Source organism: Campylobacter sp. IFREMER_LSEM_CL292 (assembly GCF_025771615.1).
Taxonomy (GTDB): Bacteria; Campylobacterota; Campylobacteria; order Campylobacterales; family Campylobacteraceae; genus Campylobacter_D; species Campylobacter_D lari_D.
In genome coordinates, this window is record NZ_JAKMQP010000011.1 from 1 (window position 1) to 23958 (window position 23958).

Consider the following 23958-nt stretch of genomic DNA (forward strand, 5'->3'; position numbering starts at 1 on the left):
TTAGTTTACAAAATAAAAAGAAGGTTATAGTACTTGTTAAGTGGTAGAAAATCAGAAAAGTTATTTAGAAATTTTATTTAGTAGTAATACTTTAATTTAATATTTTTAATTAACCATAGTTGATATTTTTGGTTTTTGATATAAAATATTAATTTTTATAATGTATTGTATCTTTTTTATTTTTGGAGGATATATGAAAAAATTATTTTTAACTTTAACGCTTGGTTTTACAAGCTTATTGGCTAATGAAAAAATATTAAATATTTACGAAAGTCCCACTTGTGGATGTTGCGATCTTTGGGCTAATTATATGAAAGATAAAGGCTATAAAGTACAAATACACAAAAGTGAAGATTTTTTAAAAATAAAAGAAAAAATGAATATTCAGCTTATGTATCAAAGCTGTCATACTGGCGTGATTGATGACTATGCTATAGAAGGGCATGTTCCTGAAGATGCAGTTGCTTGGCTTTTGGAAAATAAACCTGAGGATGTTATAGGTATTTCTGCTCCTGGTATGCCTCAAGGAAGTCCTGGAATGGAACAAGGTTATGAAGAAGAATATCCTGTAGTTTTGATGCTTAAAAATGGAGATTATAAAATTTATGGGATCTATAAAGGACATAATTTAATCAAAATAAACTAAGTAAAATTGCTTAGTTTATTTTGTATATTAAAGGTATTCTTATATGAAAAGTTTTTTCATATTGTGGAAAATTCTTAGATGCTATGCGTATAGTTTCTAAGGCACTATCATTTAATAGTTTATATTTTGATGGTTTTAATATTTTTAAGTTTAATAAGCTTTTATCCTTAGTCCATGTGAATTCTACTAAAATTTCACCACTCATCCGCATTTTTCGAGCTTGCCTAGGATAAATTAAAGCTTTATCTATAGCTTGCTTAACTTCTTTTAAAAGTTCATTGTTATTAGTTAAAGATATACTTTCTTGAGAATTTATCAGGATGTTTTTTTCTTGAGATGTTATTTTTTGAGATTTTATTTCCTCTTTTAATCGATTTGTTGCTTTAGTATCGGTTGAAGTATTTATTTTTTTAGGTTGAACGATAGGTTTTTCTTTTACTTGTTCTATTTTTTTTATTTTTTCTTGTTTAGATTGTTCGTTTTTTACTTTAGGAGAATCTTGTAAAAATTGTTTTACAGCTATATTAAATTTTTCTTCCTTTGTAGTGTTATGTTGTATATGTAAAAAATTCTTAGTATAAAGAAAAACAAAAAGTAAAGGTAAAAAGATAAATAAAGTAATGAAAAATGATTGATTTTTATGATTACTTATAAAAGTCTTCATCTTTTTTGCTCTGTTAAAATTTGAAAATTTTCATGATTTTTATTTTTTAAAATATCAATAATTTTTACAAAGCTTTCAAATTTTGCTTCTTTATCGCTTTTTAACTCTACTAAGGTTTTAGAATTTATAGTGTCAAATTTTTCTTTTATTTCTTCTATGGAAACTGTTTTTCCATCGATATAAAATTTATTTTCTTTATCGATTAAGATGCTTATTTTGTCTTTATTTTCACTTATGGAATTTGAATTTTCACTTTGAGGTAGATTGATTTTGATTTCACCATGTGCGATAAAAGTGGATATACTTAAAACAATGGCTAGTAAAACAAGCATTATATCTATAAAAGGAATAATATTTAAACTTTCATTTTTTGGTAATTTAAGCATTTTTATCCTTAAAAATACGATATGCATTACTCAAAGTTGATATTTTTCTAAGCAACCCATTATAAGCCATCAAAGAAGGGATGGCAACTAAAATTCCCAAAGCAGTAGCCTTTAAAGCCAGCGATAAGCCAATAACAATAGATTTTACATCAATATTTCCACTTGCTCCCATGTCGTAAAATGTAATCATAATCCCTACTACAGTTCCTAAAAGTCCTACATAAGGAGCGTTAGTGTAAATAATATAAAGCATGGTGATATTTTCACTAATTGCATCATCAAATTTTTCTTGGCATTGATAATCATTTAGTTTAATTTTTCTAAAAAATAAGATGCGTTCTATAGTGCACCATATAGCAATAAATGCCATTAACCCTAAAACAATAAATATAATTAAGTCAATATAAGTTTTTAAAAATTCCATACATCCTCGCTTTAAAAATTTTTGTGATTATATTACTGAAAATTAAATTATTTATTAATAACAATTATCATAATTGATATAATAAATTTATTTTAAATTAATAATTATTATCATAATATTCCAACTTTGAAAATTTTGTTTATTTAAGAAAGGAAATAATGAAAAATTATTGCTTGTCAGTTTGTGTTGCTAGTCTTTTGGTCTGTAATGCTTTATCACAAGAAGTTTTATTAGATAGTTCTATAGTGAGTGCTTCGGGATTTTCTCAAGATATTAAAGAAGCTCCTGCTACTATAAATGTGATTGGTAAAAAAGATTTAGAGAGTAAGCCTTATAGAGATGTTGCTGAAGCTATTGCTGATATTCCTGGTGTAGATTTATTTGCTAGTAAAGGAAAAACAGGCTCTTATAATATTACCATGAGAGGTATTACTGGATATACTTTAGTTTTGATTGATGGGCGTCGTCAAGGAATAGGTGGAGAAGTAGGACCTAATGGTTTTAATGAAATTTCAAATTCATTCTTACCACCAATTTCTAGTATAGAAAGAATAGAAGTAATAAAAGGGCCAATGAGCACTTTATATGGTTCTGAAGCTTTGGGTGGTGTTGTAAATATCATCACAAAAAAAGTAAGTAACGAGTGGGAAACATCATTTAGTTTGGATAGTATTTTTAATGCACATAAAGAATGGGGTAATACTTATGGCGCAAGTATATATTCTAGTGGCCCATTGATGAATGATCGTTTGGGACTTACTTTGCGTTTTAGAGAATTTTATAGAGAGCAATCTAATGTTGAATTTAGTAATGGGAGTGGACAAAGAGTGCAAGGTGATCAGGCTCAAAGTCCTACAAAAGCTAATAATTTTAATTTAGGAACTCGGTTAAATTATTTAGTAGATGATTATAATACTTTGATATTTGATATTGATTTTTCAAGAAATCATTATGATAATAAAAAAGGACAACTAGGAACACTGACTAAACCATCTGGTAATAATGGGGCTTTAACAGGTGGTTATACAGATACCATGCAAGTAGATAAGTTGGTAACTTATCTAAGTCATGAGGGTGTGTACGAAGATTTTTCAATTACTTCTACCTTGCAGTATAACCGTGTAAGTAACGATGGGCGTGAGGTAGTTGGCCAAGCAAATCAGCCATTTTTAGGGCAAAATAGAGATATAGTTGCTGAAGATATTATTGTAGATACAAGATCAGTTATTCCTTTAGGCCAAAGTCATATTTTAAGCGTGGGTGGTGAGTATAGACTTGAAAAAATGCAAGATAAAATCGCTAATCCTACGAATTTTGATCAATATTTATTAGCTTTTTTTGCAGAAGATGAATATAGCATAAGAGATGATTTGAGATTTACTTTTGGCGCGAGGTATAATCATCATGAAATTTTTGGAAATAATATTTCTCCAAGAGCTTATTTGGTTTATAATCCCACTAGTGAGCTTACTTTAAAAGGCGGTGTTTCAACAGGCTTTAGAACTCCATATGCTAATAGATTGATAGCTGGTGCTTATAATTATAGTGGACAAGGTAAGTACCCTATGTATGGAAATCCGAATTTAAAAGAAGAAACATCGCTTAATTATGAACTAGCCGCTGTTTATAATAATGATTTGTTTTATATTTCAGCAACTGGCTTTTTAACAAATTTTAAAGATAAAATTTCTAGTCAAAAATTTAGTAATAGCAATATGATTTTGGGTATTGGAAAATGTGAAGCTGATACATGCTATCAGGCGATTAATCATGGCAAGGTTGAGTATAGAGGCATAGAACTTGGAGCCGGGATTACTCCTGTAGAGCATTTAAATTTAGATTTAGCTTATACTTATCTTGATAGTGAAATTAAAGATGCGCAAGATAAAACTATGATAGGAAAACCAGAAATTGATAGTCTAAAACATAATATCATGTTAAAAGCAAGTTATAATATCTTTAGCAAATTCACTCCATGGATAAAAGGCGAATGGCAAATAGATCGTTATATGGGTGATACAAATATTAATAGAGAGTATTATCAAGATGTCTTTTTAGCTTCTATGGGTGTGCGTTATGATATCAATAAAAAATGGAATATTAATGCGGCAATTTATAATCTTTTTGATAAAAGTTTTACAAATGATTGGGAGTCTTATAAAAACAAAGGTGAGGATACTTGGGTAAATACTTATAATCGCATAGAAGAAGGAAGAAGAATTTATATTTCAATCAACGGCAGTTTTTAATTTTGTATAGTTGGGGAGCCAAAGAGCTTATTGAGAGCTTCTTTGGTTTCGTCTTTAGGATCGTATTTTTTAGCATCTTTTTTAAAATTTTCAAAATGTTCATTTAAATTCGGAGTACTTTTTATTTCTTGTTTTATAGGAGTTTTGAATATATCTTGTAATTTTTGGGTATCTATAGTTTCTATTTTTTGAATTTTAATTTGTGTTTTTTCTCCAAAAAGCTCATGAAGCAAGACTTTGATTAATTTAAAGCCATTGTTTAGGGTTTTTCTATCATCATCTTTAGCATGTGAGCTAATACTTAAAATATCATCTTCAAAAGAAATAAACTGCGTAGTTTTTTTGAAAACTTCAGCTAAATCATAATCTCTTTTGTAAATAGCTTTTAACAAACTTTCATAAGGATTAAGTTTTTCTTCTTTAATTGTTTGTGTAGAAAGAATTTCTTGTTGTTTTGGGCTTGGTGTGTTATCTTGTTTTGGACTTTTACTGTAAATAGCCTCATCAATACTTTTTAGATAAGTTGCTTCTATAAGCATGAAAGCCATAACACAAAGTACAAAACTATCATCATCGCTAGAATTTAACATAGTCTTAGCACGCGAAAGAATTCTAAAAAATCTTTCGTAAATTAACATAGAAAAAAGATTGTTTTTGGCAAAAAATGCTTCTTTTAAAAAAAATATCATCTCATCAATGACATTGCTTGCCTCGTAATCTTCAAATTCTTTTAAAAACTCAAGAACTTTATCTTTATCGCTAGCTAAAATGGCTTGATAAAATTCTTCAATTTTAGATGGATCTAAAAAGCCTAGCATCGCAGTAATTTTTTGTGTTTGTATATGATTTTGACAATATACTATGGCTTGATCTAATAAAGTTAGAGTATCTCTTAAAGAACCGTTTCCACTTCTTGCTATGAGTTTTAAAGCTTCTTTTTCATAATTGATATTTTCTTTTTCTAAAATCCACTCAAGATGATTTAAGATATCGTGAATAGAAATTTGCTTAAATCTAAAATGCTGCGTTCTTGAAAGAACCGTAGCAGGAAGTTTTAAAGGGTCAGTTGTTGCTAGTATAAATTTTACATAGCTTGGTGGTTCTTCCAAGGTTTTAAGCAAGGCATTTGCTGCTTGTGGGGTAAGCATATGCACTTCATCGATAATAAAAATTTTAAACCTAGCTAAAGATGGAGCGTATTTAACTTGCTCGATAAGCTCTTGAATGTCTTCTAAGCTTCTATGGCTTGCAGCATCCATTTCTATAATGTCTATATTAGAGCCACTGAGTGAAGATAAGCATTGAGAACATTCTCCACAAGGGTTAGCACTTGGTCCTTTTTCACATACTAGGGCTCTTGAAAAAATTCTTGCACTTGAAGTTTTTCCACTTCCGCGTAATCCTGAAAATAAATAAGCATGTGCTAAGCGATTATTTTCAAGAGCATATTTTAAGCTTGTAGAAACAGTATTTTGCCCTACAAGCTCATTGAAATTTTTTGGTCTGTATTTAACAGCAAGAGCTTGGAGCATTACTACTCATTCATGATGGATAACAACTCTTCATTGCTTTTGGTTTTTAGCATTTTAGAGTATAAGAATTTTAAAGCTTCTATATCATCCATTTGTGAAATAGCTGATCTAATTGCCCAAATTTTTTGAAGTTTTTCAACACCTTGGAGTAATTCTTCTTTTCTAGTGCCTGATTTTATGATGTTAATTGCAGGGTAAATTCTTCTGTCTGAAATATTTCTATCAAGAACGATTTCGCTATTTCCTGTTCCTTTAAATTCTTCAAAAATCACTTCATCCATTCTTGAGCCTGTTTCTATCAAAGCAGTTGCTATGATGGTTAATGAGCCACCATGTTCTATATTTCTAGCTGCACCAAAAAAGCGCTTTGGCTTATGCAAGGCATTTGCATCAACCCCGCCACTTAAAACTTTACCACTGCTTGGTGTGGCAGTATTATAAGCTCTTGCTAATCTTGTAATAGAATCAAGTAATATAATGACATCTTTACCTGTTTCTACCATCCTTTTTGCTTTTTCTATAACAAGTTCAGCCACTCTAACATGATTATAGGCAGGTAAGTCAAAAGTAGAGCTAAAAACCTCGCCTTTAACACATCTTTGCATATCTGTAACTTCTTCAGGACGCTCATCTACTAAAAGTACAATCAAATGAGCCTCCGGATGATTTTTAGCAATAGCGGTAGCTAGTTCTTTCATTAACTCAGTTTTACCAGTTCTTGGAGGTGCTACTATTAAGCTTCTTTGACCTTTTCCAATAGGAGCAAACAGATCAAGCATTCTACCTGTTAATTTTAAAGGATCATATTCTAATTTGATTTTTTCAGTTGGAAAAATTGGAGTAAGATTGTCAAATAAAGGTCTTTCTCTAGCTTCTTTTAATGGAAGATAGTTGATTGCTTCAATTTTTAATAAAGCATAGTATTTTTCTTGATCTTTTGGCTCTCTAACTTGACCAGTAACTATATCTCCTACACGCAGAGCAAATTTGCGAATTTGTGAGTTTGATACATAAGCATCATTTACACTATCGCTTAAATTTGAGTCCATTCCACGCAAGAATCCATAACCTTCAGGCGAAATTTCTAAAATTCCTGTAAAGAGTATAAAGCCACCTTTTTTGGTTTGTGCTTTTAGAATTTCAAAAATAAGATCTTGTCTTCTAAATTCTCTTGGATTTTCTATTTCTGCTTCATTTGCTATTTTTACTAAGCTTTCTAAATCAAGCAACTTTAAATCTTCTATTTTATAACCTTCAACAGGAATGTGTGTTCTTTGGTGTTGTTTCTTTTCTTTTGTATTTTCCATATATCCTCATAAAATGTAGAAAATGTAGTTTTTGTTTTAGTTTATTCAAAAAAGATTTTATTAAAAAAAATACTTTTTTGTCAAATTTTGGAAATTATAATATAGCTTTGTAAATAATTTTTAAAATTGAAAGTTTGAAAAAATGATAAAATATTGTAAAAACTTATAAAGAAAGTATAAAATGAGATGTAAGCATTGCCAATTAAGCTTTAAACAAGAACAAATGATAGAAAAAAATGGAAATTATTTTTGTTGTAAAGGCTGTGAAAGTGTATATGAAATTTTACAAGAGAATAATTTGGAGGAATTTTATGAAAAACTTGGTAATCAAACTTTAACCCCAGTAACAATAGAATATAGTATTAAAGACTATGAAAAATACATACAAAAAACAAAAGAAGGCTTTAGCGAGGTTTTTTTACTGATAGAAGAAATTCATTGTGTAGCCTGTGTTTGGCTTAATGAAAAAATTCTCATTAAAAGCGAAGGAGTGATAGAGGTTGATATTAATTCTATTACCCATAAAGCTAGAATTGTTTTTGATGAAAAAAGCATAAATTTAGCAAAAATTATCCAAAATATAGAAAGCATAGGCTATAAAGCTAGTGTGTATTTACCTACAAAAAATGAACAAAGAGCAACTCAAACCAAAAGAGATTTTTATGCGAAATTAATAGTTGCTATAGCTTGCGTAATGAATATTATGTGGATATCTGTAGCTAAATATGCTGGGTTTTTTAGTGGTATGGAAGCTGATATTAAAGATATTTTACATTTTGCTGAATTTTTACTTTGCACTCCTGTACTTTTTTACACAGGCTCGATTTTTTATAAAAATGCCTATTATGCTTTGAAATTTAAAAATGTTAATATGGATACTTTGGTAATTAGTGGAGCAAGTTTAGCTTATATATATTCAGTGTGGGCAATGTTTTCAAGAGCTTCACAGGTATATTTTGACTCTGTGGCGATGATTATTTGTTTTGTTTTTATAGGAAAGTATTTAGAGCTTTTAAGTAAGAAAAAAGCCCTTGATACGCTCGATCATTTGAGATCGTTTTTAGGTGATGAAGTAAGGGTATTAAAAAATGAAAAAATAGAAAATATTGATATAGAAGAGGTGCAAATAGGAGATGTTATAGAGTTAAAAGAAGGCGATAGGGTTTTAATAGATGGAGTGTGTATTAGCGGTAATATTAGTTTAGATATGTCTAGTTTAAACGGAGAGAGCTTACCACTTGATGTGCAAAAAGATGATATGATTTATTCTGCTTCTTTAGTTTTAAGCGGGAATGCTTTATATAAGGCAAATGCGCTTTATAAGGATTCTAAATTAGCTAGGATTATTAATTTACTTGAAAATTCAAGTGCTAAAAAAGCCAAAATAGAAAAAATGGTACAGCAAGTAAGTAAGTATTTTTCGCCTATTATTTTAATTTGTGCTTTGTTGTGTTTTGTTTTTACTTTTTTTGTACTAAATTTAGGTTTTGAAGAAGCCATGATACGCATGGTTTCTGTGCTAATCATAGCTTGTCCATGCGCTTTGGCTTTAGCTACACCGGTGAGTTCTTTAGTAGCAATTAGTGCTGGTTTGAAGGAAAAAATTTTATTTAAAGAAGCAGGTGTTGTGGAGGATTTGAGCAAGTGTAATGTGACTGTATTTGATAAAACAGGGGTTTTAACAAAGGCTAGTTTGGAAGTTAAAAAAAGCTTTTTAGATGAAAGGTTGGATAAAAATGAATTATTAAATTTCTTACATTTAACTAACCACCCAGTGGCTAAAAGTATTTTAAAATTTTTAGATAGAAAAATAGATAGTAGAATAGAATTTGAAAAAGTTCAAAATTTTCAAGCAAGAGGCTATAAAGCCTTTTTAGACAAAGATGAATTTTTGGGAGGGAATGAGAAATTTTTCAAAGAAAATCATATGCAAGTACAAGAATTTCAAACTACGCATTTTATATTTGCTAAAAATAAAACTATATTAGCAGTTTTTGAATTAGAAGATAGCATGAGAGAAAGCTCTGAAGAGTTGATTGAATTTATGAAAGAATGTAAAATGCAAATTTATATATTAAGTGGCGATAATTTAAATGCTGTAAGTAAGGTGGCTGAAAAATTAAAAATAAATAATTTCAAAGCTTCATGTATGCCAGAAGATAAGATGCAAACAATAGCTAGGTTAAATCAAATAGGTAAAGTTTTAATGGTAGGAGATGGAGTAAATGATGCTTTAGCACTTTCTTATGCAGGTGTTGGAGTTTCTTTAAAAGAAGGTTCTGAGCTTGCTATGGAAAATAGTGATATTATATTGTTAAAAAACGACTTAAAAAGCTTGCAAAAGGCTATACAAATAGCTAAAAAAACTTATCAAATTATTAAACAAAATTTAGCTTTTTCTTTATTTTATAATGCCTTGAGCATGCCTTTAGCTTTTTTTGGTTTGATTAATCCTTTAATTGCAGCTTTATCGATGTCTTTTAGTAGTATAATAGTGATTTTAAATGCTTTAAGGATTAAAAAATGAATGGTGTTTTAATGATGATGATAGGTGTTTCTATGGTTGCTTTATTTTTGGCAATTTGTGCTTTACTTTGGGGGATCAAAAATAAGCAATTTGACGATGATTATAAATTTACTATTTTAAATGATAGCGAAGAAGCTTTAAATGATGCAGCGATTTTGGAAAAAAGAAAAAAAGAAGCTTTGGAAAAGAAAAATCAAGAAAAACAGCCATAAAGGCTGTCAAATTATTTTTTTAAGCTCTCGATGTATTCTTCAATTGCTTTAAAATCTGCTTCTGTTAAACCTTTAAGGTTAATCTTCATGATTGCACCTTGGCCATAAGCATTTCTTTTACCTGCTGCATAATCTTTCATGTATTGTAATCTTTCAGCTGCAGTTAAAGTATTTAAAGCAGGAACTTTGTTAAGATAAACTTTATCTGCTTTAGCACCATGACATACTGCACATTTTTTATAAAGTGTAGCACCATCCGCAGCAAAAGCTGAAACACTAAGACATGCCAAAGCTGATAAAACAAGTAGCTTTTTCATTGTATCACTCCTATATAAATTGAAAATAAAATGTTTTTAATTATATGCTTTTTTTATTTAAAGTCGCTTAAAAAACTTTTTTACTTGATAAATTATAAAATCTTAAAAAAAATTCATTATAATTTTTTCATGAAAACAAAGGCGTTATTTTTAGATAGAGATGGGATTATTAATATAGATAAAAAATATGTTCATAAGATTAGTGATTTTGAATTTTGTGATGGTATTTTTGAACTTTGTGAATTTTTTCAAAAGCAAAATTTTTTAATTTTTGTAGCTACTAATCAATCAGGTATTGCAAGGGCTTATTATAGTGAAAAAGATTTTGAAATTTTAAGCTCGTATATGCTAGGTGAGTTTTTGAAAAAAGGCATTAAAATAGAAAAAATTTATCACTGCCCACATTTAGAAAATTGTGAATGTCGTAAGCCAAAACCTGGCATGCTTTTAAAAGCACAAAAAGAATTTTATATAGATTTTTCACAATCTTTTTTTATAGGAGATAATTTAAGTGACATGCAAGCTGGAGTTAATGCTAGTATAAAAAATTTATTTTTGATTAATGAAAATTATAATGATGATAAAAACTATAAGGTCTTTAAAAATTTAAAAGAACTTTTGTATTATTTAAAGGATAGGCAATGAAAATTGTGATAACAGGTGGAGCAGGTTTTATAGGCTCTGCTCTTGCTCTAGAACTTCAGGATAAACATGAGGTTTTGATTGTGGATAAAATGCGATCAAGTGCTACTTTTGAAAATGGAAATTTAGAAAGTTTTGGTCATTTTAAGAATATTTTAGATTTTGAAGGTGAGCTTTATGTGGGCGATATTAATGATGAAAAAACTTTAAAAGTTATAAAAGCTTTTAAACCTGATGTGATCTTTCATAAGGCTGCAATTTCAGATACAACTGTTTATGATCAAAACAAAGTTTTAAAGACCAATTTAAACACTTTTAAAGATTTTATAGAACTTGCTTTAGAACTTAATGCAAAACTAATCTATGCAAGTTCAGCCTCAGTTTATGGAGATGCTCCAAGCCCGCAAACTGTAAATTTAAGTGAAGCCCCTAAAAACCCTTATGCATTTTCAAAATTAATGATGGATAAATTAGCAAAAAAATATTTTGATAAAATGCATATAGTTGGGCTTAGATATTTTAATGTATATGGCAAGGGAGAATTTTTTAAAAATAGCACTGCTTCTATGATTTTGCAATTTGGACATCAAATTTTAGCGGGTAAAAGTCCGCGTTTGTTTGAAGGAAGTGATCAAATTTATCGTGATTTTGTGTATATTAAAGATGTTGTGAGTGCAAATTTACAAGCTTTAGAAGCAAAAAGTGGAATTTATAATGTAGCTACGGGTAAAGCAAGAACTTTTCAAGATATAGTAGATATTTTGCAAAAAGAATTAAACACTAATTATCCTTGTGAGTATATTCCTAATCCTTACAAAAATGCTTATCAATTCCATACTCAAGCAAAATTAGATGAGAGTTTTTCATATAAAGCTAAATTTAGTCTTGAAGAGGGTGTAAAAGATTATTTAGATGAGATCAAAAGGCTTTATGAAAAGGAAGTAAATGTTTGATTTTTTAAGTTCTAAAAAGCCAAAAATTTTAATTGTCGGGGATTTTATGGTGGATCATTATATATGGTGTGATTGCACTAGAATTTCTCCAGAAGCTCCTGTAATGGTGATGAAATCACAAAAAGAAGATAAAAGACTAGGTGGAGCTGGTAATGTATATGCAAATTTAAAAAGTCTTGGTGCTGAGGTTTTTGCTCTAGGGCTTGTGGGTGATGATGAGAGTGGGAGGTTTTTAAAAGAGAATTTAAATGCAAAATTATTAGTAGAAAAAGATAGAAAAACCCCTCTTAAGAGTAGAGTTTTATCACATTCTCAGCAAGTTTTAAGACTTGATGATGAGAATGATTTTGATACTAAATTAGAAGATGAAATTATCCAAGAGTATAAAACAATCGCAAAAGATTATGATGCAATTATTTTGAGCGATTATGCTAAAGGAGTTTTAACTTCAAAAGTAACAAAAGCTTTGATAGAGCATGCAAATACTTTAAATTTACCTATTTTGATTGACCCAAAAGGAAGTGATTTTAGCAAATATCAAAATGCAACCTTACTAACCCCAAATAAAAAAGAAGCTATTCAAGCTTTGGGTGTAGAAAAAATTGATAATTTGGAAAAAGCTTTAAAAAAATTAAAAGATAATTTGAATTTAGCTTATTCTATTATAACTTTATCCGAAGAAGGAATAGCACTTTTTGATGAAAAATTACATATTATTCCCGCAAAAGCTTTGGAAGTTTATGATGTAACAGGAGCTGGAGATAGTGTTATAGCTATGCTTGCTTATGCTTTAGCCTTAAAAGTTGATATTGTAAAAGCATGTGAGTTAGCAAATGATGCAGCAGCTGTTGTGGTAGCAAAAGTAGGAAGTGTGAGTGTAAGTTTAGAAGAGATTAAAAATCTAAAAAAAGCTTCTTTTGAAGATAAAATTAAAAGCAAAGAAGAGCTTGTGAAGTTGATACAAAATCAAAAAGTAGTTTTTACCAATGGATGTTTTGATATTGTGCATTATGGTCATATAAAATACCTTGAAAAAGCTAAAAAACTAGGAGATATCTTAGTTGTAGGTTTAAATTCAGATGAAAGCGTAAAAAGACTAAAAGGAAACTCAAGACCTATAAATTTAGAATTCCAACGCGCATGTATGCTTGCGAGTATGTATTTTGTAGATTATGTAGTGATTTTTAATGATGATACTCCTTATGAACTGATAGAGTTTTTAAAGCCTGATGTGCTAGTTAAAGGAGCTGATTATAAAGGCAAAGAAATAGTGGGTTCAAATTTAGTAAAAAAAGTAGAATTAATTGACTTTGAAGATGGATTTAGTACTACTAATATAATTAATAGGATTGCAAATGATAAATAAAATTGAAAAGGAATTTATTCAACATCAAAAAACTTTAGAGCAAAGTTTGAATTTAAAAGAGCAAATTGCTACGGTTGCTCAAGAATTAAAAGTGTGCTTGAAAAGTGGTGGGAAAATTTTAATTTGTGGAAATGGTGGAAGTGCTGCAGATAGCCAACATTTTGCAGCTGAACTTAGTGGAAGATATAAAAAAGAAAGAAAGGCTTTAGCTGCTATTGCTCTAAGCACTGATACTTCTGCTTTAAGTGCTATAGGAAATGACTATGGTTTTGAATTTGTTTTTTCAAGACAAGTTGAAGCTTTAGCTAGCAATAATGATGTATTGATTGGAATTTCTACTAGTGGAAAAAGCCCAAATGTGATCAAAGCTTTTGAAAAGGCCAAAGAAATTGGCACTAAATGTATAGGGCTTAGTGGAAAAGGTGGTGGAGCGATGAATGCATTATGTGAGCATAATATAATCATCCCAAGTGATGATACGGCCAGAATTCAAGAAATGCATATTTTAATCATACACTGCTTATGTGATTTGATAGAAGAAGAATATTAAGTTTGGGTTATTTTCCCAAACTTAAATAATATTCAATTTGATCTTTTTGTAAAATTCTAATTAAATTTGTACTTCCTGCAACACCTACTGGAAATCCTGCAGTAAGGGTATAAACCCCATCTTTTTTCATAAGGCCTTTTTCAACTCCAAGTTTTACAGAATTGCTTAAAAGTTCTGTTAAATTTTCATGCTTTTCTATCAATATAGCAGGTTGAACTCCCCAAACTATACTTAAAAAATTTAAAGCTTTTTTAGAATGAGTAATAGCTATGATATCCATTTTTGGACGATACCTTGCTGTTTTAACTGCAGAAGCACCACTGCTTGTAATGGTAAAAATTGCATTTGCATTTAAATCAGTTGCTAGTTGTGTGCTTGATTTGGCAATGATATCAGTTTCGTTAAAACATTTAAAATTTTCAAATTTTTCATAAGGATAGTTTTTTTCTGTTTCTATAATGGTTTGAGTCATAATATCAACCGCATTTGCCGGATCAATCCCCACTGCACTTTCTTCGCTAAGCATAACCGCATCAGTGCCATCAAGTACAGCATTAGCAACATCTGAAATTTCAGCTCTTGTGGCAGTTTTTGATTTTGCAAGCGAAAAAAGCATTTGAGTAGCAGTGATTACAGGCTTATTAGCCTCATTAGCTTTTTTAATGATGAGTTTTTGTATATTTGGCACTCTATAATAAGGCACTTCAATGCCTAAATCTCCTCTTGCTACCATTATACCATCGCTGCTATTTATAATTTCATCGATATTTTCAACAGCATCAAATTTTTCTATTTTTGCAAAAATAGCAATTTTGGCATTATTTTCATCAAGTATTTTTTTAACTTCATCAATATCATGAGCATTTTGCACAAAAGATATAGCTAAAAAATCAACATCGTTTTTAATACCCCATGCAAGATCGTCTTTATCTTTTTGAGTTATAACATCGATATTGATTTTTGTATTTGGAAAGTTAATTCCTTTATTTGAACTAAACACCCCGCTATTTTCTACTTGGGTTTGGATAAAATCTTTTTCAACTTGTATAACTTTAGTTTTAATAGAGCCATCACAAAGATAGATGTATTCTCCCACTTTTAGCATAGAAAGAATTTCGGGATGATTAATACAGACTTTATAATGTTCATTAGAAAGTTTTTCGCCTTCAAAAGTATCTTTGTAGAAGTCTAGTCTATCTCCACTTTTTAGCTCAAAAGCTTCTGGAATTTTTAAGGTTCTAATTTTTGGCCCGCTAATATCTTGTAAAATTCCAATCCTTGTATTAAGTTCAGCTGCTACTTTTCTAATGGTGGCTAGGTTTTGACTATGATATTCATGAGTTCCATGTGAGAAATTTAAGCGAAAAACATTCACTCCATTAATAATCATTTGTCTTATTGTAGTTTCATTTTCACTTGCTGGTCCAATTGTTGCGACTATTTTTGTTTTTTTTAACATTTCCTATCCTTTTTATAGCAGTTCGCTAGTAAATAAATCTTCATTAAAATTAGCACCCAAGTATTGACAAATAAGTTTTGCATCTCTATAACCATTACCAAGACAACTCGTAGCACCTGGGCTTGGTGTCATATTAAAAATTATACCTGGAATTTCAGTGATGCTAGCCTCTCCAAGCATTAATTCTCCTGCTTTTTTATCAAGCACTTGAGGGCGTACCCCGCCAAAGTTTTTAGCATAGTAAATATCATCTGTTTTTAAACTAGGAACTATTTTTTTAGCATCTTTTACAAAAAGTTTTTTGTTGATATAAGGAATTTCAAATAAATAATTATAAAGAATATAATTTCTGATAGTAGAATCTTTAAAAAGATTAAAACAAATTTTAATTACATTCATATCAAGATTAAGTGTTTTGAAAAATTCAGGTAAAGATTTAAAGCCATGGTATCTTTCTAGCATAGGAATAACTAAAGCAGTAGGACCAAAACGGGTGTTCATGTTAGCTAGTAAATCAGGATCGCCATGTAATGCAGCAAATGGGAGTTTTGGATTTTGCACCATATAAACCTTACCATTTAAAATTTTTCTTTTTGCCATGTAAAAACTTCCTGCAACAGGAAAGCAAGATTTGTCTAAACCTATACCCATTTTATGTGCTAAAAATAACGAGTGTGCGCCTGCATTGACAATAATAGATTTCGCACTATATTCTTTAAAATCTCTTGTTTTTATATAAAAAATATCATCTTTTTTTTCTATAAACACAACTTCTTGATTGTAAGCAACATGAGTATCTTTACCTTGTTTGCAAGCTTGCTCTATGAGATTTTGACTCATAAGTCCAAAATCTACTGTGGTATAAATTTCACCTTCTTCTACACCCATAGCTACTATATTATCCGCCCTATCATTGACACCATCTTCACCTAAAATAACATTTGGTTCTATTTGTTTGATTTCATTTTTTGTGTAAAATTTAATATAAGGATATAATTCTTTAAATTCTTCATATCTATTTTTCATATATTCACATTCTTTTTCCCCAACTGCAAGTGCAAGTTTTTGGTGTGAATACATGAATTTATTTTGTGCATTTTGCAAGAGCCCATATTTTACAATCATATCTGCTGTTTTTTTAACTTTTTTTGCTTTTTCCAAGGTATAGTTAGTTTCTATATCACCACAGTGGATGGTTTGTGAATTACTTGTGCTGTGACTATTTAATGTTGCAGCGTTATTGTATTTTTCTAATAATGCAATACTTTTAATATCAGTATATCTTGCTAATTCGTAAAATGCTGCAGCACCAGAAATCCCACCACCAATTACCACGGCATCAAAGTGTTTTCGATCCATTATCATCAATTCCTTTTGTGTATGTTTGATTTTGCTAATAATATCAAAATATAGTTGTTTTGAGTTTAAATAAAGCTTATAATTGAAAAGCCAAAGATATGGTTAATCTTTTAAAGTATAAAATTTTCACAAACAGCTTTTTTCATACCTCTAAAAATCAAAAATTTATCATAAATTGCATAATCAAAAAAATTTGCAAGAAATTGCCCATCGCCACCTGTAAAATATAACTTTTTATCATATGCACTATCTTTTATAAGTAAATATATACTTTTAAAAACTCCATAACTTAAAGCATCAATAGTTCTTTGGGGAAAGGCATCAAAGTTTATTTGAGTGTTAAGTTCGTGTTTTAAGCGAGAAGAAATACTGGCAAAAGATTTTTTATAGCTTTCAATACCAGGCAGGATAAATCCTCCAAGATGGATTGAATTTGAAACAATATCAACAGTTATTGCAGAGCCTGCATCAACTACTACCCCATCTTCTATGGTATAGCAAGCTGCTATTCTATCAACTCCTAAATTCTTATAAATAGTATCAAAATTAAAATATGGAGCAAGGTTAATAAATAAAGGATTTTGCTTTAATCTTTGCTCTAAATTTGGATTAACATTGATGTAAAACACTTTTTGTGTCGGCTCATACTGTAAAAATTGTTCTATGCTCATAGAATGAAATTTTTGCTCATTTAAAAAACTTGCAGTTGTATTACCAATATCACACAAAAGCATAACTTTGAATTCCTTTGGTGAATAAATATTCTTTTGCTTTTGAGCAAATTAGAGATTGATGAAAAATAAAATGATTTTTAAATTTTAAATTTAAAATTTGACTTATATTTTGAAAAATATTTTCAAATTCTAAACCCTCTTTTTTTAAAATCTTACTTTTTGCAAAAGAAAATAAAAATAAACAATATTGTTTTTTTGTATTTTCTCCATAAAAGCAAATTAGTTTTTTCTTTTTGCTAAAAGCATGGATATCCAAAGAATTAATATTTTTTAAAATAATTCCATGCTTAATAAGAATATCGCTTAGTTCTTGATTCATTTTAATTTAATTGTAAAACTTTATTGTGATAGAAAAATTTACCATTAGCCATAAAACTTTTTTTATCAATAGCTTCATTTAATTTATATACGGTAAAATCTTTCAGATTTGTATTTAATTTAATTAAATAGCCAGTTTTTTCAAATATATACAAAGAATCATTATATAATGTGCTTTTGGAAAATAAAGCAAATTGAAATTTTATTTCATCAATTTTTCTAAGATTATAATCATTTTTGATAACTCTTCCATCTTTTGTAAGTATGAAAATTTCATTATCATTGATATTTACTTCTTTAATATTTTCATTTAGATATAAAGTTCTATTTGGAGTAACAACGATGATTTTTTGTGCAGTTGCAGCAACCATTGTATCATTTTTTACATGAAGGTAGATGATATTGTTAAAAAATTCTTCACTACTTACCAAAATTTCTTTACTAACTTTTAATGTGCTTTTATTAAGTATGGCTAATTTTCCATTAAGCATAGGATATATGATAATAGTATTTAAAAAATAAGGATTAGCATAACGACTATCTTGAGCATAAGCTGTACCAAGATTTTGAAGCATTTTAATACCAAGATTTTTATTTGCATATACTAAGGTATTGCTAGCTAAAACCAAGGCTATATCATCTCCATCTATACTTGCATTTACTACGCTTTCATTAAATTTATGAGAAAATAATTCATCTCCTTGTAAATTTAAAATCTTAAAATTTCCATTATCATCGCCAATAAGAACTTCTTCTTGTTGCATATTTAAAATATGATAATTTTTATCTAGTTTAAAATTAATAATATTCCCCGTGGAATCTATAAAGGAATTGCTATTTAATTGTGCTATATTGTTATTGAAATTGATAATCTTACCATTAATATTATGTGAGCTATAAGGAAGTTGTTCTGTTTGTGTTGGTTGATAATACTCCCTTTTCGTGCCACAAGCGCTAAAAAATATTAAAGTTATAATAAATAAATAAAAGTGTTTCATTTTATTCCTTGGTAATGTTTTAAGCTTGTAATAATCTGCCATAAAGGAGAATTTATAGGTATTTTATTAAATTCTATATCTGCATTTTTAAAATCATTTTGCTTTAGAAATTCAAAACCTGCTAGTAAGGTATTATAATCTTTTAAAAATTCTGACTTTTGATTATTTTGAGCAAGTACTATTTGTTTCAACAAAGGATCTATATTAAGACTTAAAGTTTGATTAAGATCTTGATTGTTTTGATTCATCATGAATATGGTATATAAATTTGCATTTTTTTGCCTTAATTCTTCAAGTAATTTTTGATCTGAAGGATTTTTTAATAAATTATTAAAAATTATATTACTTTCTTGAATATTACTTTCTTGTTTTAGATTATAAAAATAACTTCCACCAAAATATGCAATTAAAAGCACGATAATCGCAATGAAGTAGTATTTGTATTTTTTTATAAAGCGCTCAGATTTAATAAAATTTTCCATCATTTGCTCTTGAGAGCTTAATTCTTCTTGGACTGCTTTTAAGTTTTCTTTTAAAGCCATATTTTCCCTTTTTTAGCAAGAATAAACATTATTTATTGTTTTAAGTCTATAATTGTAACATATAAAAATGAAAAAATAAATGATTTTATGTTATAATTTTTAATCTAAAAAAAGAGTTTTCTTGGATATAAATTAAAATTAAGGTAAATCATGCAAATTGATGATAAATTATTGACTAAACTTGAAAAGCTAAGTGCTTTAAAAATTGCTGATGAGAAAAGACAAGAATTAGAAGAACAATTAAGTCAAATTGTTAATTTTGTAGAAAAATTAGATGAATTAAAACTTGATGATGTGGATGCTATGACAAGCACCACAAAAGGTGGAACGCCATTTAGACTAGATGAAAGTAGAAAATCTGAAGTATTTGATGTAATTAGCAAGCATGCTCCAAATTCTCAAGATGGATTTTTTATAGTCCCTAAAATAATTGAATAAAATATTTGGAGTTTAGTGTAGATGGAAAATTTTTCGTGGTTTGATGTATTTGTTTTGGGCTTAACTGTGATTTTGGGCTTAAAAGGCTTGGTAAGTGGTTTATTTAAAGAAATTTTTGGTTTGCTGGGTATAGTTGGTGGGGTTTTACTTGCTTCAAGATATGCTAAAGAAGTAGCAGAAATTATTAATAATAATTTTTATGCAATTGAAAATGAAAATCTTGCAATTTTTGCGGGATTTTTAGTTTTATTGATCGTGATATGGATAGCTTGTATGGCTTTGGGAAACATACTATCAAAAATGTTTAGTATGAGTGGTCTTGGTTTTATAGATCGTATTGGTGGATTTTTATTTGGTAGTGCTAAAATATTTTTGATTTTTGCTATTTTGGTAGCTTGTATTAATAATATAGAATTTTTAAATTCAAGCTTGGAAAAATATGCTAAAAATAGCTATACATTAGAATTGCTTAGACAAACAGGTGATTTTATAATGAATACGGATTTTACTCAAAATGGTTTAGATAAAATACAAGAACAAATTATAGATTCTAATTTAAGTCTAAATTCGGAGGTAAATAATGCAAATTGAAAATATAGAATACGATGTTTTACTTGAGCGTTTTAAAAAAACACTTAAAGATAATGGTCTAAAATATACTAAACAAAGAGAAGTGCTTTTAAAAACCTTATATAATAGCGATATGCATTATACTCCAGAAAGCTTATATGTGGAAATTAAGCAAAAAAATCCTGAGCTAAATGTAGGTATTGCAACAGTTTATAGAACTTTAAATTTATTAGAAGAATCGGGTATGGCTACTTCTATATCTTTTGGTGCCTCAGGAAAGAAATTTGAACTTGCAAATAAGCCTCATCATGATCATTTAATTTGTAAAAGTTGTGGAGAGATTGTAGAATTTGAAAATTCTATTATTGAGCAACAACAAATGTTAATAGCAAAAGAATATAATTTTAAATTAACAGGGCATTTAATGCAACTTTATGGTTTGTGTCCGCAATGTAGTAAAAAATAAAGGTATATTTAATGTTTGATAATATTTTAGAACAACAAAAAATTCAAAAAGCACAAGAATTAAAAGAACTAGGAATCAACCCTTATCCGCATTTTTTAAAAAAAGAAATGAGTATAAATGAATATAAAAGTAAATTTGCCTACATTAAAGATATGGAAAATCAGCGCGATGAAAATGCTCATGGGGTGTTAGCAGGAAGATTAAAGCTTCTTAGGATAGCTGGTAAATCAGTATTTGCTAATATAGAAGATGAGCAAGATAATTTACAAATTTATTTTAATCAAAATATTTTAGGGGAAGAATACTTTGCTATTTTTAAAAAATATCTTGAAGTAGGGGATATTGTTTTGGTTAAAGGTTTTCCTTTTATGACTAAAACAGGAGAATTTAGTCTTCATGTGGAGCAAATTCAAATAGCTACAAAAGCCATAGTGCCTTTACCGGAAAAATATCATGGACTGACAGATATTGAGCAAAGATATAGAAAAAGATACCTTGATATGATCATGAATAGTGAGGTAAGAAAAGATTTTATTTTGCGTTCTAAAATTGTTTCTTATATTAGATCTTTTTTTGATAATAAAGGATTTTTGGAAGTTGAAACACCAATGATGCATCCTATAGCAGGGGGAGCAAATGCAAAGCCTTTTGTGACTTATCACAATGCTTTGGGTGTGGAAAGATTTTTAAGAATAGCTCCAGAATTATATCTAAAACGTTTGATTGTAGGTGGTTTTGAGGCAGTTTATGAGATTAATAGATGTTTTAGAAATGAAGGAATGGATTTAACGCACAATCCTGAATTTACTACAATTGAGTTTTATTGGGCTTATCACAATTATCATGATTTAATGGATTTAACAGAAGAGCTTTTTGCTATGCTTTTGGATAAATTAAATTTAGGTAAAAAGCTCGAATTTGATGAAAAAATAATTGATTTTTCCAAACCATTTGAAAGAATTACTTATAAAGATGCTTTGAAAAAATATGGCGGTTTAGATGATGAGCTTATTAATAATAAAGAATTAATCTTAGAAAAATTAAAAAAAGATGGTTTTGAAGCCAATGAAAAATTAGAATTAGGTCATTTGCAAGCTGAGCTTTTTGATAATTATGTTGAAGATAAGTTGATTAATCCCACTTTTGTAATAGATTTTCCTATTTCTATAAGTCCTTTGTCTAGAAGGAGTGATAAGGATAAGGATATTGCTGAAAGATTTGAATTGTTTATCGCGGGTAGAGAGATTGCTAATGGATTTAATGAACTTAATGATCCGCTAGATCAATATGAGAGATTCTTAAAGCAAATTGAAGCTAAAAATGCAGGTGATGAGGAAGCATGTGAAATGGATGAAGATTTTGTTAATGCATTGGGCTATGCTATGGCACCAACTGCAGGTCAAGGCATAGGAATAGATAGGCTAGTTATGCTTTTAATTAATAAAAAATCAATTCGTGATGTAGTGCTTTTCCCAGCTATGAGGCCACTTAAAAATGAGGTAAAAGGAGAGTAAATGTTGGAAAATTTTGATAAAGAAATTTTTGATTTAACCCAAAAGGAGCTAGCAAGACAATGTGATGGTCTTGAAATGATAGCGAGTGAGAATTTCACTATACCAGAAGTAATGGAAGTAATGGGGAGTATTTTAACAAATAAATATGCAGAAGGCTATCCTGGTAAAAGATATTATGGTGGATGCGAATTTGTTGATGAAATTGAGACAATTGCTATAGAAAGATGTAAAAAACTTTTTAATTGTAATTTTGCCAATGTACAGCCTAATTCAGGTTCTCAAGCAAATCAAGGTGTATACATGGCATTGTTAAATCCTGGTGATAGAATTTTGGGTATGGATTTAAGTCACGGAGGACATTTAACTCACGGTTCTAAAGTAAGTTCTTCTGGAAAAGTTTATGAAAGTTTTTTTTATGGGGTAGAGCTTGATGGGAGAATTAATTATGATAAAGTTAGAGAGATAGCAAAAGAAGTTAAGCCAAAACTTATTGTTTGTGGTGCTAGTGCTTATCCTAGGGTGATTGATTTTGCTAAATTTAGAGAAATAGCAGATGAGGTTGGCGCATATTTATTTGCTGATGTTGCGCATATTGCAGGATTGGTTGTAGCAGGTGAGCATCCTAGCCCGTTTCCCTATGCTCATGTTGTAAGCTCTACAACACATAAAACTTTAAGAGGTCCAAGAGGTGGGATTATTATGAGTAACGATGAAGAAATTGCCAAAAAAATCAATTCTGCAATTTTTCCGGGCATTCAAGGTGGTCCATTAATGCATGTAATTGCCGCCAAAGCTGTTGGATTTAAATATAACTTAAGTGATGAGTGGAAAATTTATGCTAAGCAAATCATTAAAAATACTGCTACCCTGGCTCAAGTTCTAATAGATAGAAAATATGATTTAGTTAGCGGTGGTACTGATAATCATTTAATTTTATTAAGCTTTTTAAATAAAGATTTTAGTGGTAAAGATGCGGATTTAGCTTTAGAAAGAGCAGGTATTACAGCAAATAAAAATACGGTTCCAGGGGAAACTAGAAGTCCATTTGTAACGAGTGGTTTAAGACTTGGAACAGCAGCTTTAACAGCAAGAGGTTTTAAAGAGGAGCAAATTACTATTGTTGCAAATTATATAGCTGATATTTTGGATGATATACAAAATACAAAACTACAAGAAGAGATTAAAGTTAAACTGAAAAATTTGGCAAGTAATTTTATTATTTATGAAAGGGCTTTATTTTGATTACAACTATGGATTTGGCTTTAATTAAAATGGTTACAAGCCATTATTATATTAAGCGTAATGCTATAATTAACAAATATGAGCATAAAGGTAGAATTTTTTTTGATAAATTCGAAAAAGTAAATGCTCCTTTGACAGCTAATGTTATACAGGAACATATGGAAAAAAAAATTATTGTAGCACACTCTTTGATTAATAGTTTTGATAAGGTTGAAAATATTGTATTTGATTACAATGGTTTTAACGCAGAGCGTTTTTGGCATAGAGCACAGCTTGTTTTAAGGGAAGAAGGTTTTATAAATTTTACTGCCTATAAAACAAGAACTAACAATCATTTGCATTTGTATATCCATAAAGGACATACTACTTTTAATGAAGCATGCTCTTTGGGATCAAAATTATCTTTGCTTTTTTCTCAAAAAATGCCTGTAGAGTGGAAAGTTTTTCCTAGTATGGATATACCTAAGGAATTTAATATTTTAACTTTACCTTATGAGGTTTATCAAAAAGAGCGTGGCGCTTCTTGGTCTAAACATATGTAAT

Annotated in this window: 26 protein-coding genes; 14 read left to right on the forward strand and 12 right to left on the reverse strand. The window is 29.2% G+C overall.

All coding sequences use genetic code 11. The annotated features are described in order from the left end of the window. Positions 1-193 precede the first annotated feature (193 nt). On the forward strand, positions 194-646 hold the full coding sequence (locus L8T82_RS06575; RefSeq protein ID WP_263726149.1) for a DUF411 domain-containing protein: 453 nt from the start codon (positions 194-196) through the stop codon (positions 644-646). 10 nt (positions 647-656) lie between these two features. On the opposite strand, the gene L8T82_RS06580 is transcribed toward L8T82_RS06575, so the two are convergent. Genes L8T82_RS06580 through exbB form a run of 3 tightly spaced genes read right to left on the reverse strand, consistent with a single transcriptional unit; the run spans position 657 to position 2120 of the window. Beyond that, positions 657-1310 carry an energy transducer TonB gene (locus L8T82_RS06580; protein WP_263726150.1) on the reverse strand — a complete coding sequence of 218 codons (654 nt, stop codon included), beginning with the start codon at positions 1308-1310 and terminating at the stop codon, positions 657-659. Further along, positions 1307-1696 carry a TonB system transport protein ExbD gene (gene exbD, locus L8T82_RS06585; RefSeq protein WP_220567154.1) on the reverse strand — a complete coding sequence of 130 codons (390 nt, stop codon included), beginning with the start codon at positions 1694-1696 and terminating at the stop codon, positions 1307-1309. Before exbD ends, L8T82_RS06580 begins: the two co-directional genes overlap by 4 nt. Continuing rightward, positions 1689-2120 (reverse strand): TonB-system energizer ExbB, encoded by a 432-nt coding sequence (exbB, locus tag L8T82_RS06590; RefSeq protein ID WP_133319846.1) that lies wholly within the window; start codon positions 2118-2120, stop codon positions 1689-1691. Before exbB ends, exbD begins: the two co-directional genes overlap by 8 nt. Positions 2121-2278: 158 nt before the next feature. On the opposite strand from exbB, the gene L8T82_RS06595 reads away from it, so the two are divergent. Then, complete coding sequence (locus L8T82_RS06595; protein ID WP_263726151.1) at positions 2279-4369, forward strand: TonB-dependent receptor domain-containing protein; 2091 nt, start codon at positions 2279-2281, stop codon at positions 4367-4369. Here the strand turns inward: L8T82_RS06595 and L8T82_RS06600 are convergent. Continuing rightward, positions 4366-5901 carry a DNA polymerase III subunit gamma/tau gene (locus L8T82_RS06600; protein WP_263665896.1) on the reverse strand — a complete coding sequence of 512 codons (1536 nt, stop codon included), beginning with the start codon at positions 5899-5901 and terminating at the stop codon, positions 4366-4368. The two genes, L8T82_RS06595 and L8T82_RS06600, sit on opposite strands and share 4 nt — an antisense overlap. Before the next feature lie 2 nt (positions 5902-5903). After that, positions 5904-7208, reverse strand: a complete 1305-nt coding sequence (gene rho / locus L8T82_RS06605) for a transcription termination factor Rho (protein ID WP_039617780.1) — start codon at positions 7206-7208, stop codon at positions 5904-5906. 181 nt (positions 7209-7389) lie between these two features. Here rho and L8T82_RS06610 point away from each other — a divergent pair, with 181 nt between their 5' ends. Together L8T82_RS06610 and L8T82_RS06615 are read left to right on the forward strand one after the other, a co-directional pair. Then, positions 7390-9735 (forward strand): heavy metal translocating P-type ATPase, encoded by a 2346-nt coding sequence (locus tag L8T82_RS06610; RefSeq protein WP_263726152.1) that lies wholly within the window; start codon positions 7390-7392, stop codon positions 9733-9735. Next, positions 9732-9947 (forward strand): cbb3-type cytochrome oxidase assembly protein, encoded by a 216-nt coding sequence (locus L8T82_RS06615; RefSeq protein WP_263665894.1) that lies wholly within the window; start codon positions 9732-9734, stop codon positions 9945-9947. Before L8T82_RS06610 ends, L8T82_RS06615 begins: the two co-directional genes overlap by 4 nt. Before the next feature lie 11 nt (positions 9948-9958). On the opposite strand, the gene L8T82_RS06620 is transcribed toward L8T82_RS06615, so the two are convergent. Then, a complete protein-coding gene (locus L8T82_RS06620; RefSeq protein WP_133319851.1) occupies positions 9959-10264 on the reverse strand; it encodes a c-type cytochrome in 306 nt (101 codons plus the stop codon). Between the two features lie 129 nt (positions 10265-10393). Here L8T82_RS06620 and L8T82_RS06625 point away from each other — a divergent pair, with 129 nt between their 5' ends. Genes L8T82_RS06625 through gmhA form a run of 4 tightly spaced genes read left to right on the forward strand, consistent with a single transcriptional unit; the run spans position 10394 to position 13775 of the window. Then, positions 10394-10909 carry a D-glycero-alpha-D-manno-heptose-1,7-bisphosphate 7-phosphatase gene (locus L8T82_RS06625; protein WP_263726153.1) on the forward strand — a complete coding sequence of 172 codons (516 nt, stop codon included), beginning with the start codon at positions 10394-10396 and terminating at the stop codon, positions 10907-10909. Then, positions 10906-11859, forward strand: a complete 954-nt coding sequence (rfaD, locus tag L8T82_RS06630) for an ADP-glyceromanno-heptose 6-epimerase (RefSeq protein ID WP_263666816.1) — start codon at positions 10906-10908, stop codon at positions 11857-11859. The genes L8T82_RS06625 and rfaD overlap by 4 nt, the downstream gene beginning before the upstream one ends. Beyond that, on the forward strand, positions 11852-13225 hold the full coding sequence (rfaE1, locus tag L8T82_RS06635; protein ID WP_263726154.1) for a D-glycero-beta-D-manno-heptose-7-phosphate kinase: 1374 nt from the start codon (positions 11852-11854) through the stop codon (positions 13223-13225). Before rfaD ends, rfaE1 begins: the two co-directional genes overlap by 8 nt. Next, positions 13215-13775: a D-sedoheptulose 7-phosphate isomerase gene (gene gmhA / locus L8T82_RS06640; protein WP_263726155.1), complete on the forward strand. Its 561-nt coding sequence runs from the start codon at positions 13215-13217 to the stop codon at positions 13773-13775. Before rfaE1 ends, gmhA begins: the two co-directional genes overlap by 11 nt. Positions 13776-13782: 7 nt before the next feature. Here the strand turns inward: gmhA and pyk are convergent, their stop codons facing one another. The 6 genes from pyk to L8T82_RS06670 all read right to left on the reverse strand — a co-directional run bounded on the left by pyk (position 13783) and on the right by L8T82_RS06670 (position 19185). Further along, positions 13783-15234 (reverse strand): pyruvate kinase, encoded by a 1452-nt coding sequence (gene pyk, locus L8T82_RS06645; RefSeq protein ID WP_263726156.1) that lies wholly within the window; start codon positions 15232-15234, stop codon positions 13783-13785. A 12-nt stretch (positions 15235-15246) separates the two neighbouring features. Beyond that, positions 15247-16593 carry an FAD-dependent oxidoreductase gene (locus tag L8T82_RS06650; RefSeq protein WP_263726157.1) on the reverse strand — a complete coding sequence of 449 codons (1347 nt, stop codon included), beginning with the start codon at positions 16591-16593 and terminating at the stop codon, positions 15247-15249. Between the two features lie 110 nt (positions 16594-16703). Further along, on the reverse strand, positions 16704-17327 hold the full coding sequence (locus L8T82_RS06655) for a type III pantothenate kinase (protein WP_133319858.1): 624 nt from the start codon (positions 17325-17327) through the stop codon (positions 16704-16706). Then, complete coding sequence (locus tag L8T82_RS06660; protein ID WP_263659799.1) at positions 17314-17646, reverse strand: hypothetical protein; 333 nt, start codon at positions 17644-17646, stop codon at positions 17314-17316. The genes L8T82_RS06655 and L8T82_RS06660 overlap by 14 nt, the downstream gene beginning before the upstream one ends. A 1-nt stretch (position 17647) precedes the next feature. Beyond that, entirely contained in the window at positions 17648-18643 is a 996-nt protein-coding gene (locus L8T82_RS06665) for a hypothetical protein (RefSeq protein WP_263726158.1), read from the reverse strand. Then, the gene (locus L8T82_RS06670; protein ID WP_263726159.1) at positions 18640-19185 is read right to left on the reverse strand and encodes a hypothetical protein; all 546 of its coding nucleotides are present in this window, start codon (positions 19183-19185) and stop codon (positions 18640-18642) included. The genes L8T82_RS06665 and L8T82_RS06670 overlap by 4 nt, the downstream gene beginning before the upstream one ends. A gap of 150 nt (positions 19186-19335) precedes the next feature. On the opposite strand from L8T82_RS06670, the gene gatC reads away from it, so the two are divergent. Genes gatC through L8T82_RS06700 form a run of 6 tightly spaced genes read left to right on the forward strand, consistent with a single transcriptional unit; the run spans position 19336 to position 23957 of the window. Further along, a complete protein-coding gene (gatC, locus tag L8T82_RS06675) occupies positions 19336-19623 on the forward strand; it encodes an Asp-tRNA(Asn)/Glu-tRNA(Gln) amidotransferase subunit GatC (RefSeq protein ID WP_263726160.1) in 288 nt (95 codons plus the stop codon). Positions 19624-19644: 21 nt separating this feature from the next. Next, positions 19645-20214: a CvpA family protein gene (locus L8T82_RS06680; protein WP_263675348.1), complete on the forward strand. Its 570-nt coding sequence runs from the start codon at positions 19645-19647 to the stop codon at positions 20212-20214. Continuing rightward, positions 20204-20659 carry a Fur family transcriptional regulator gene (locus L8T82_RS06685; protein ID WP_043019516.1) on the forward strand — a complete coding sequence of 152 codons (456 nt, stop codon included), beginning with the start codon at positions 20204-20206 and terminating at the stop codon, positions 20657-20659. The genes L8T82_RS06680 and L8T82_RS06685 overlap by 11 nt, the downstream gene beginning before the upstream one ends. Positions 20660-20670: 11 nt before the next feature. Continuing rightward, positions 20671-22173 (forward strand): lysine--tRNA ligase, encoded by a 1503-nt coding sequence (gene lysS, locus L8T82_RS06690; protein WP_263726161.1) that lies wholly within the window; start codon positions 20671-20673, stop codon positions 22171-22173. Further along, the gene (locus L8T82_RS06695; RefSeq protein WP_263673260.1) at positions 22174-23415 is read left to right on the forward strand and encodes a serine hydroxymethyltransferase; all 1242 of its coding nucleotides are present in this window, start codon (positions 22174-22176) and stop codon (positions 23413-23415) included. Then, positions 23412-23957: a DUF1882 domain-containing protein gene (locus L8T82_RS06700; RefSeq protein ID WP_133319866.1), complete on the forward strand. Its 546-nt coding sequence runs from the start codon at positions 23412-23414 to the stop codon at positions 23955-23957. Before L8T82_RS06695 ends, L8T82_RS06700 begins: the two co-directional genes overlap by 4 nt. Position 23958: the final 1 nt, after the last annotated feature.

Bases quoted from the DNA above. Each gene is read 5' to 3' on its own strand.
- L8T82_RS06575 (WP_263726149.1), top strand. From the start codon at position 194: ATGAAAAAATTATTTTTAACTTTAACGCTTGGTTTTACAAGCTTATTG.
- L8T82_RS06580 (WP_263726150.1), bottom strand. From the start codon at position 1,310: ATGAAGACTTTTATAAGTAATCATAAAAATCAATCATTTTTCATTACT.
- exbD (WP_220567154.1), bottom strand. From the start codon at position 1,696: ATGCTTAAATTACCAAAAAATGAAAGTTTAAATATTATTCCTTTTATA.
- exbB (WP_133319846.1), bottom strand. From the start codon at position 2,120: ATGGAATTTTTAAAAACTTATATTGACTTAATTATATTTATTGTTTTA.
- L8T82_RS06595 (WP_263726151.1), top strand. From the start codon at position 2,279: ATGAAAAATTATTGCTTGTCAGTTTGTGTTGCTAGTCTTTTGGTCTGT.
- L8T82_RS06600 (WP_263665896.1), bottom strand. From the start codon at position 5,901: ATGCTCCAAGCTCTTGCTGTTAAATACAGACCAAAAAATTTCAATGAG.
- rho (WP_039617780.1), bottom strand. From the start codon at position 7,208: ATGGAAAATACAAAAGAAAAGAAACAACACCAAAGAACACACATTCCT.
- L8T82_RS06610 (WP_263726152.1), top strand. From the start codon at position 7,390: ATGAGATGTAAGCATTGCCAATTAAGCTTTAAACAAGAACAAATGATA.
- L8T82_RS06615 (WP_263665894.1), top strand. From the start codon at position 9,732: ATGAATGGTGTTTTAATGATGATGATAGGTGTTTCTATGGTTGCTTTA.
- L8T82_RS06620 (WP_133319851.1), bottom strand. From the start codon at position 10,264: ATGAAAAAGCTACTTGTTTTATCAGCTTTGGCATGTCTTAGTGTTTCA.
- L8T82_RS06625 (WP_263726153.1), top strand. From the start codon at position 10,394: ATGAAAACAAAGGCGTTATTTTTAGATAGAGATGGGATTATTAATATA.
- rfaD (WP_263666816.1), top strand. From the start codon at position 10,906: ATGAAAATTGTGATAACAGGTGGAGCAGGTTTTATAGGCTCTGCTCTT.
- rfaE1 (WP_263726154.1), top strand. From the start codon at position 11,852: ATGTTTGATTTTTTAAGTTCTAAAAAGCCAAAAATTTTAATTGTCGGG.
- gmhA (WP_263726155.1), top strand. From the start codon at position 13,215: ATGATAAATAAAATTGAAAAGGAATTTATTCAACATCAAAAAACTTTA.
- pyk (WP_263726156.1), bottom strand. From the start codon at position 15,234: ATGTTAAAAAAAACAAAAATAGTCGCAACAATTGGACCAGCAAGTGAA.
- L8T82_RS06650 (WP_263726157.1), bottom strand. From the start codon at position 16,593: ATGGATCGAAAACACTTTGATGCCGTGGTAATTGGTGGTGGGATTTCT.
- L8T82_RS06655 (WP_133319858.1), bottom strand. From the start codon at position 17,327: ATGCTTTTGTGTGATATTGGTAATACAACTGCAAGTTTTTTAAATGAG.
- L8T82_RS06660 (WP_263659799.1), bottom strand. From the start codon at position 17,646: ATGAATCAAGAACTAAGCGATATTCTTATTAAGCATGGAATTATTTTA.
- L8T82_RS06665 (WP_263726158.1), bottom strand. From the start codon at position 18,643: ATGAAACACTTTTATTTATTTATTATAACTTTAATATTTTTTAGCGCT.
- L8T82_RS06670 (WP_263726159.1), bottom strand. From the start codon at position 19,185: ATGGCTTTAAAAGAAAACTTAAAAGCAGTCCAAGAAGAATTAAGCTCT.
- gatC (WP_263726160.1), top strand. From the start codon at position 19,336: ATGCAAATTGATGATAAATTATTGACTAAACTTGAAAAGCTAAGTGCT.
- L8T82_RS06680 (WP_263675348.1), top strand. From the start codon at position 19,645: ATGGAAAATTTTTCGTGGTTTGATGTATTTGTTTTGGGCTTAACTGTG.
- L8T82_RS06685 (WP_043019516.1), top strand. From the start codon at position 20,204: ATGCAAATTGAAAATATAGAATACGATGTTTTACTTGAGCGTTTTAAA.
- lysS (WP_263726161.1), top strand. From the start codon at position 20,671: ATGTTTGATAATATTTTAGAACAACAAAAAATTCAAAAAGCACAAGAA.
- L8T82_RS06695 (WP_263673260.1), top strand. From the start codon at position 22,174: ATGTTGGAAAATTTTGATAAAGAAATTTTTGATTTAACCCAAAAGGAG.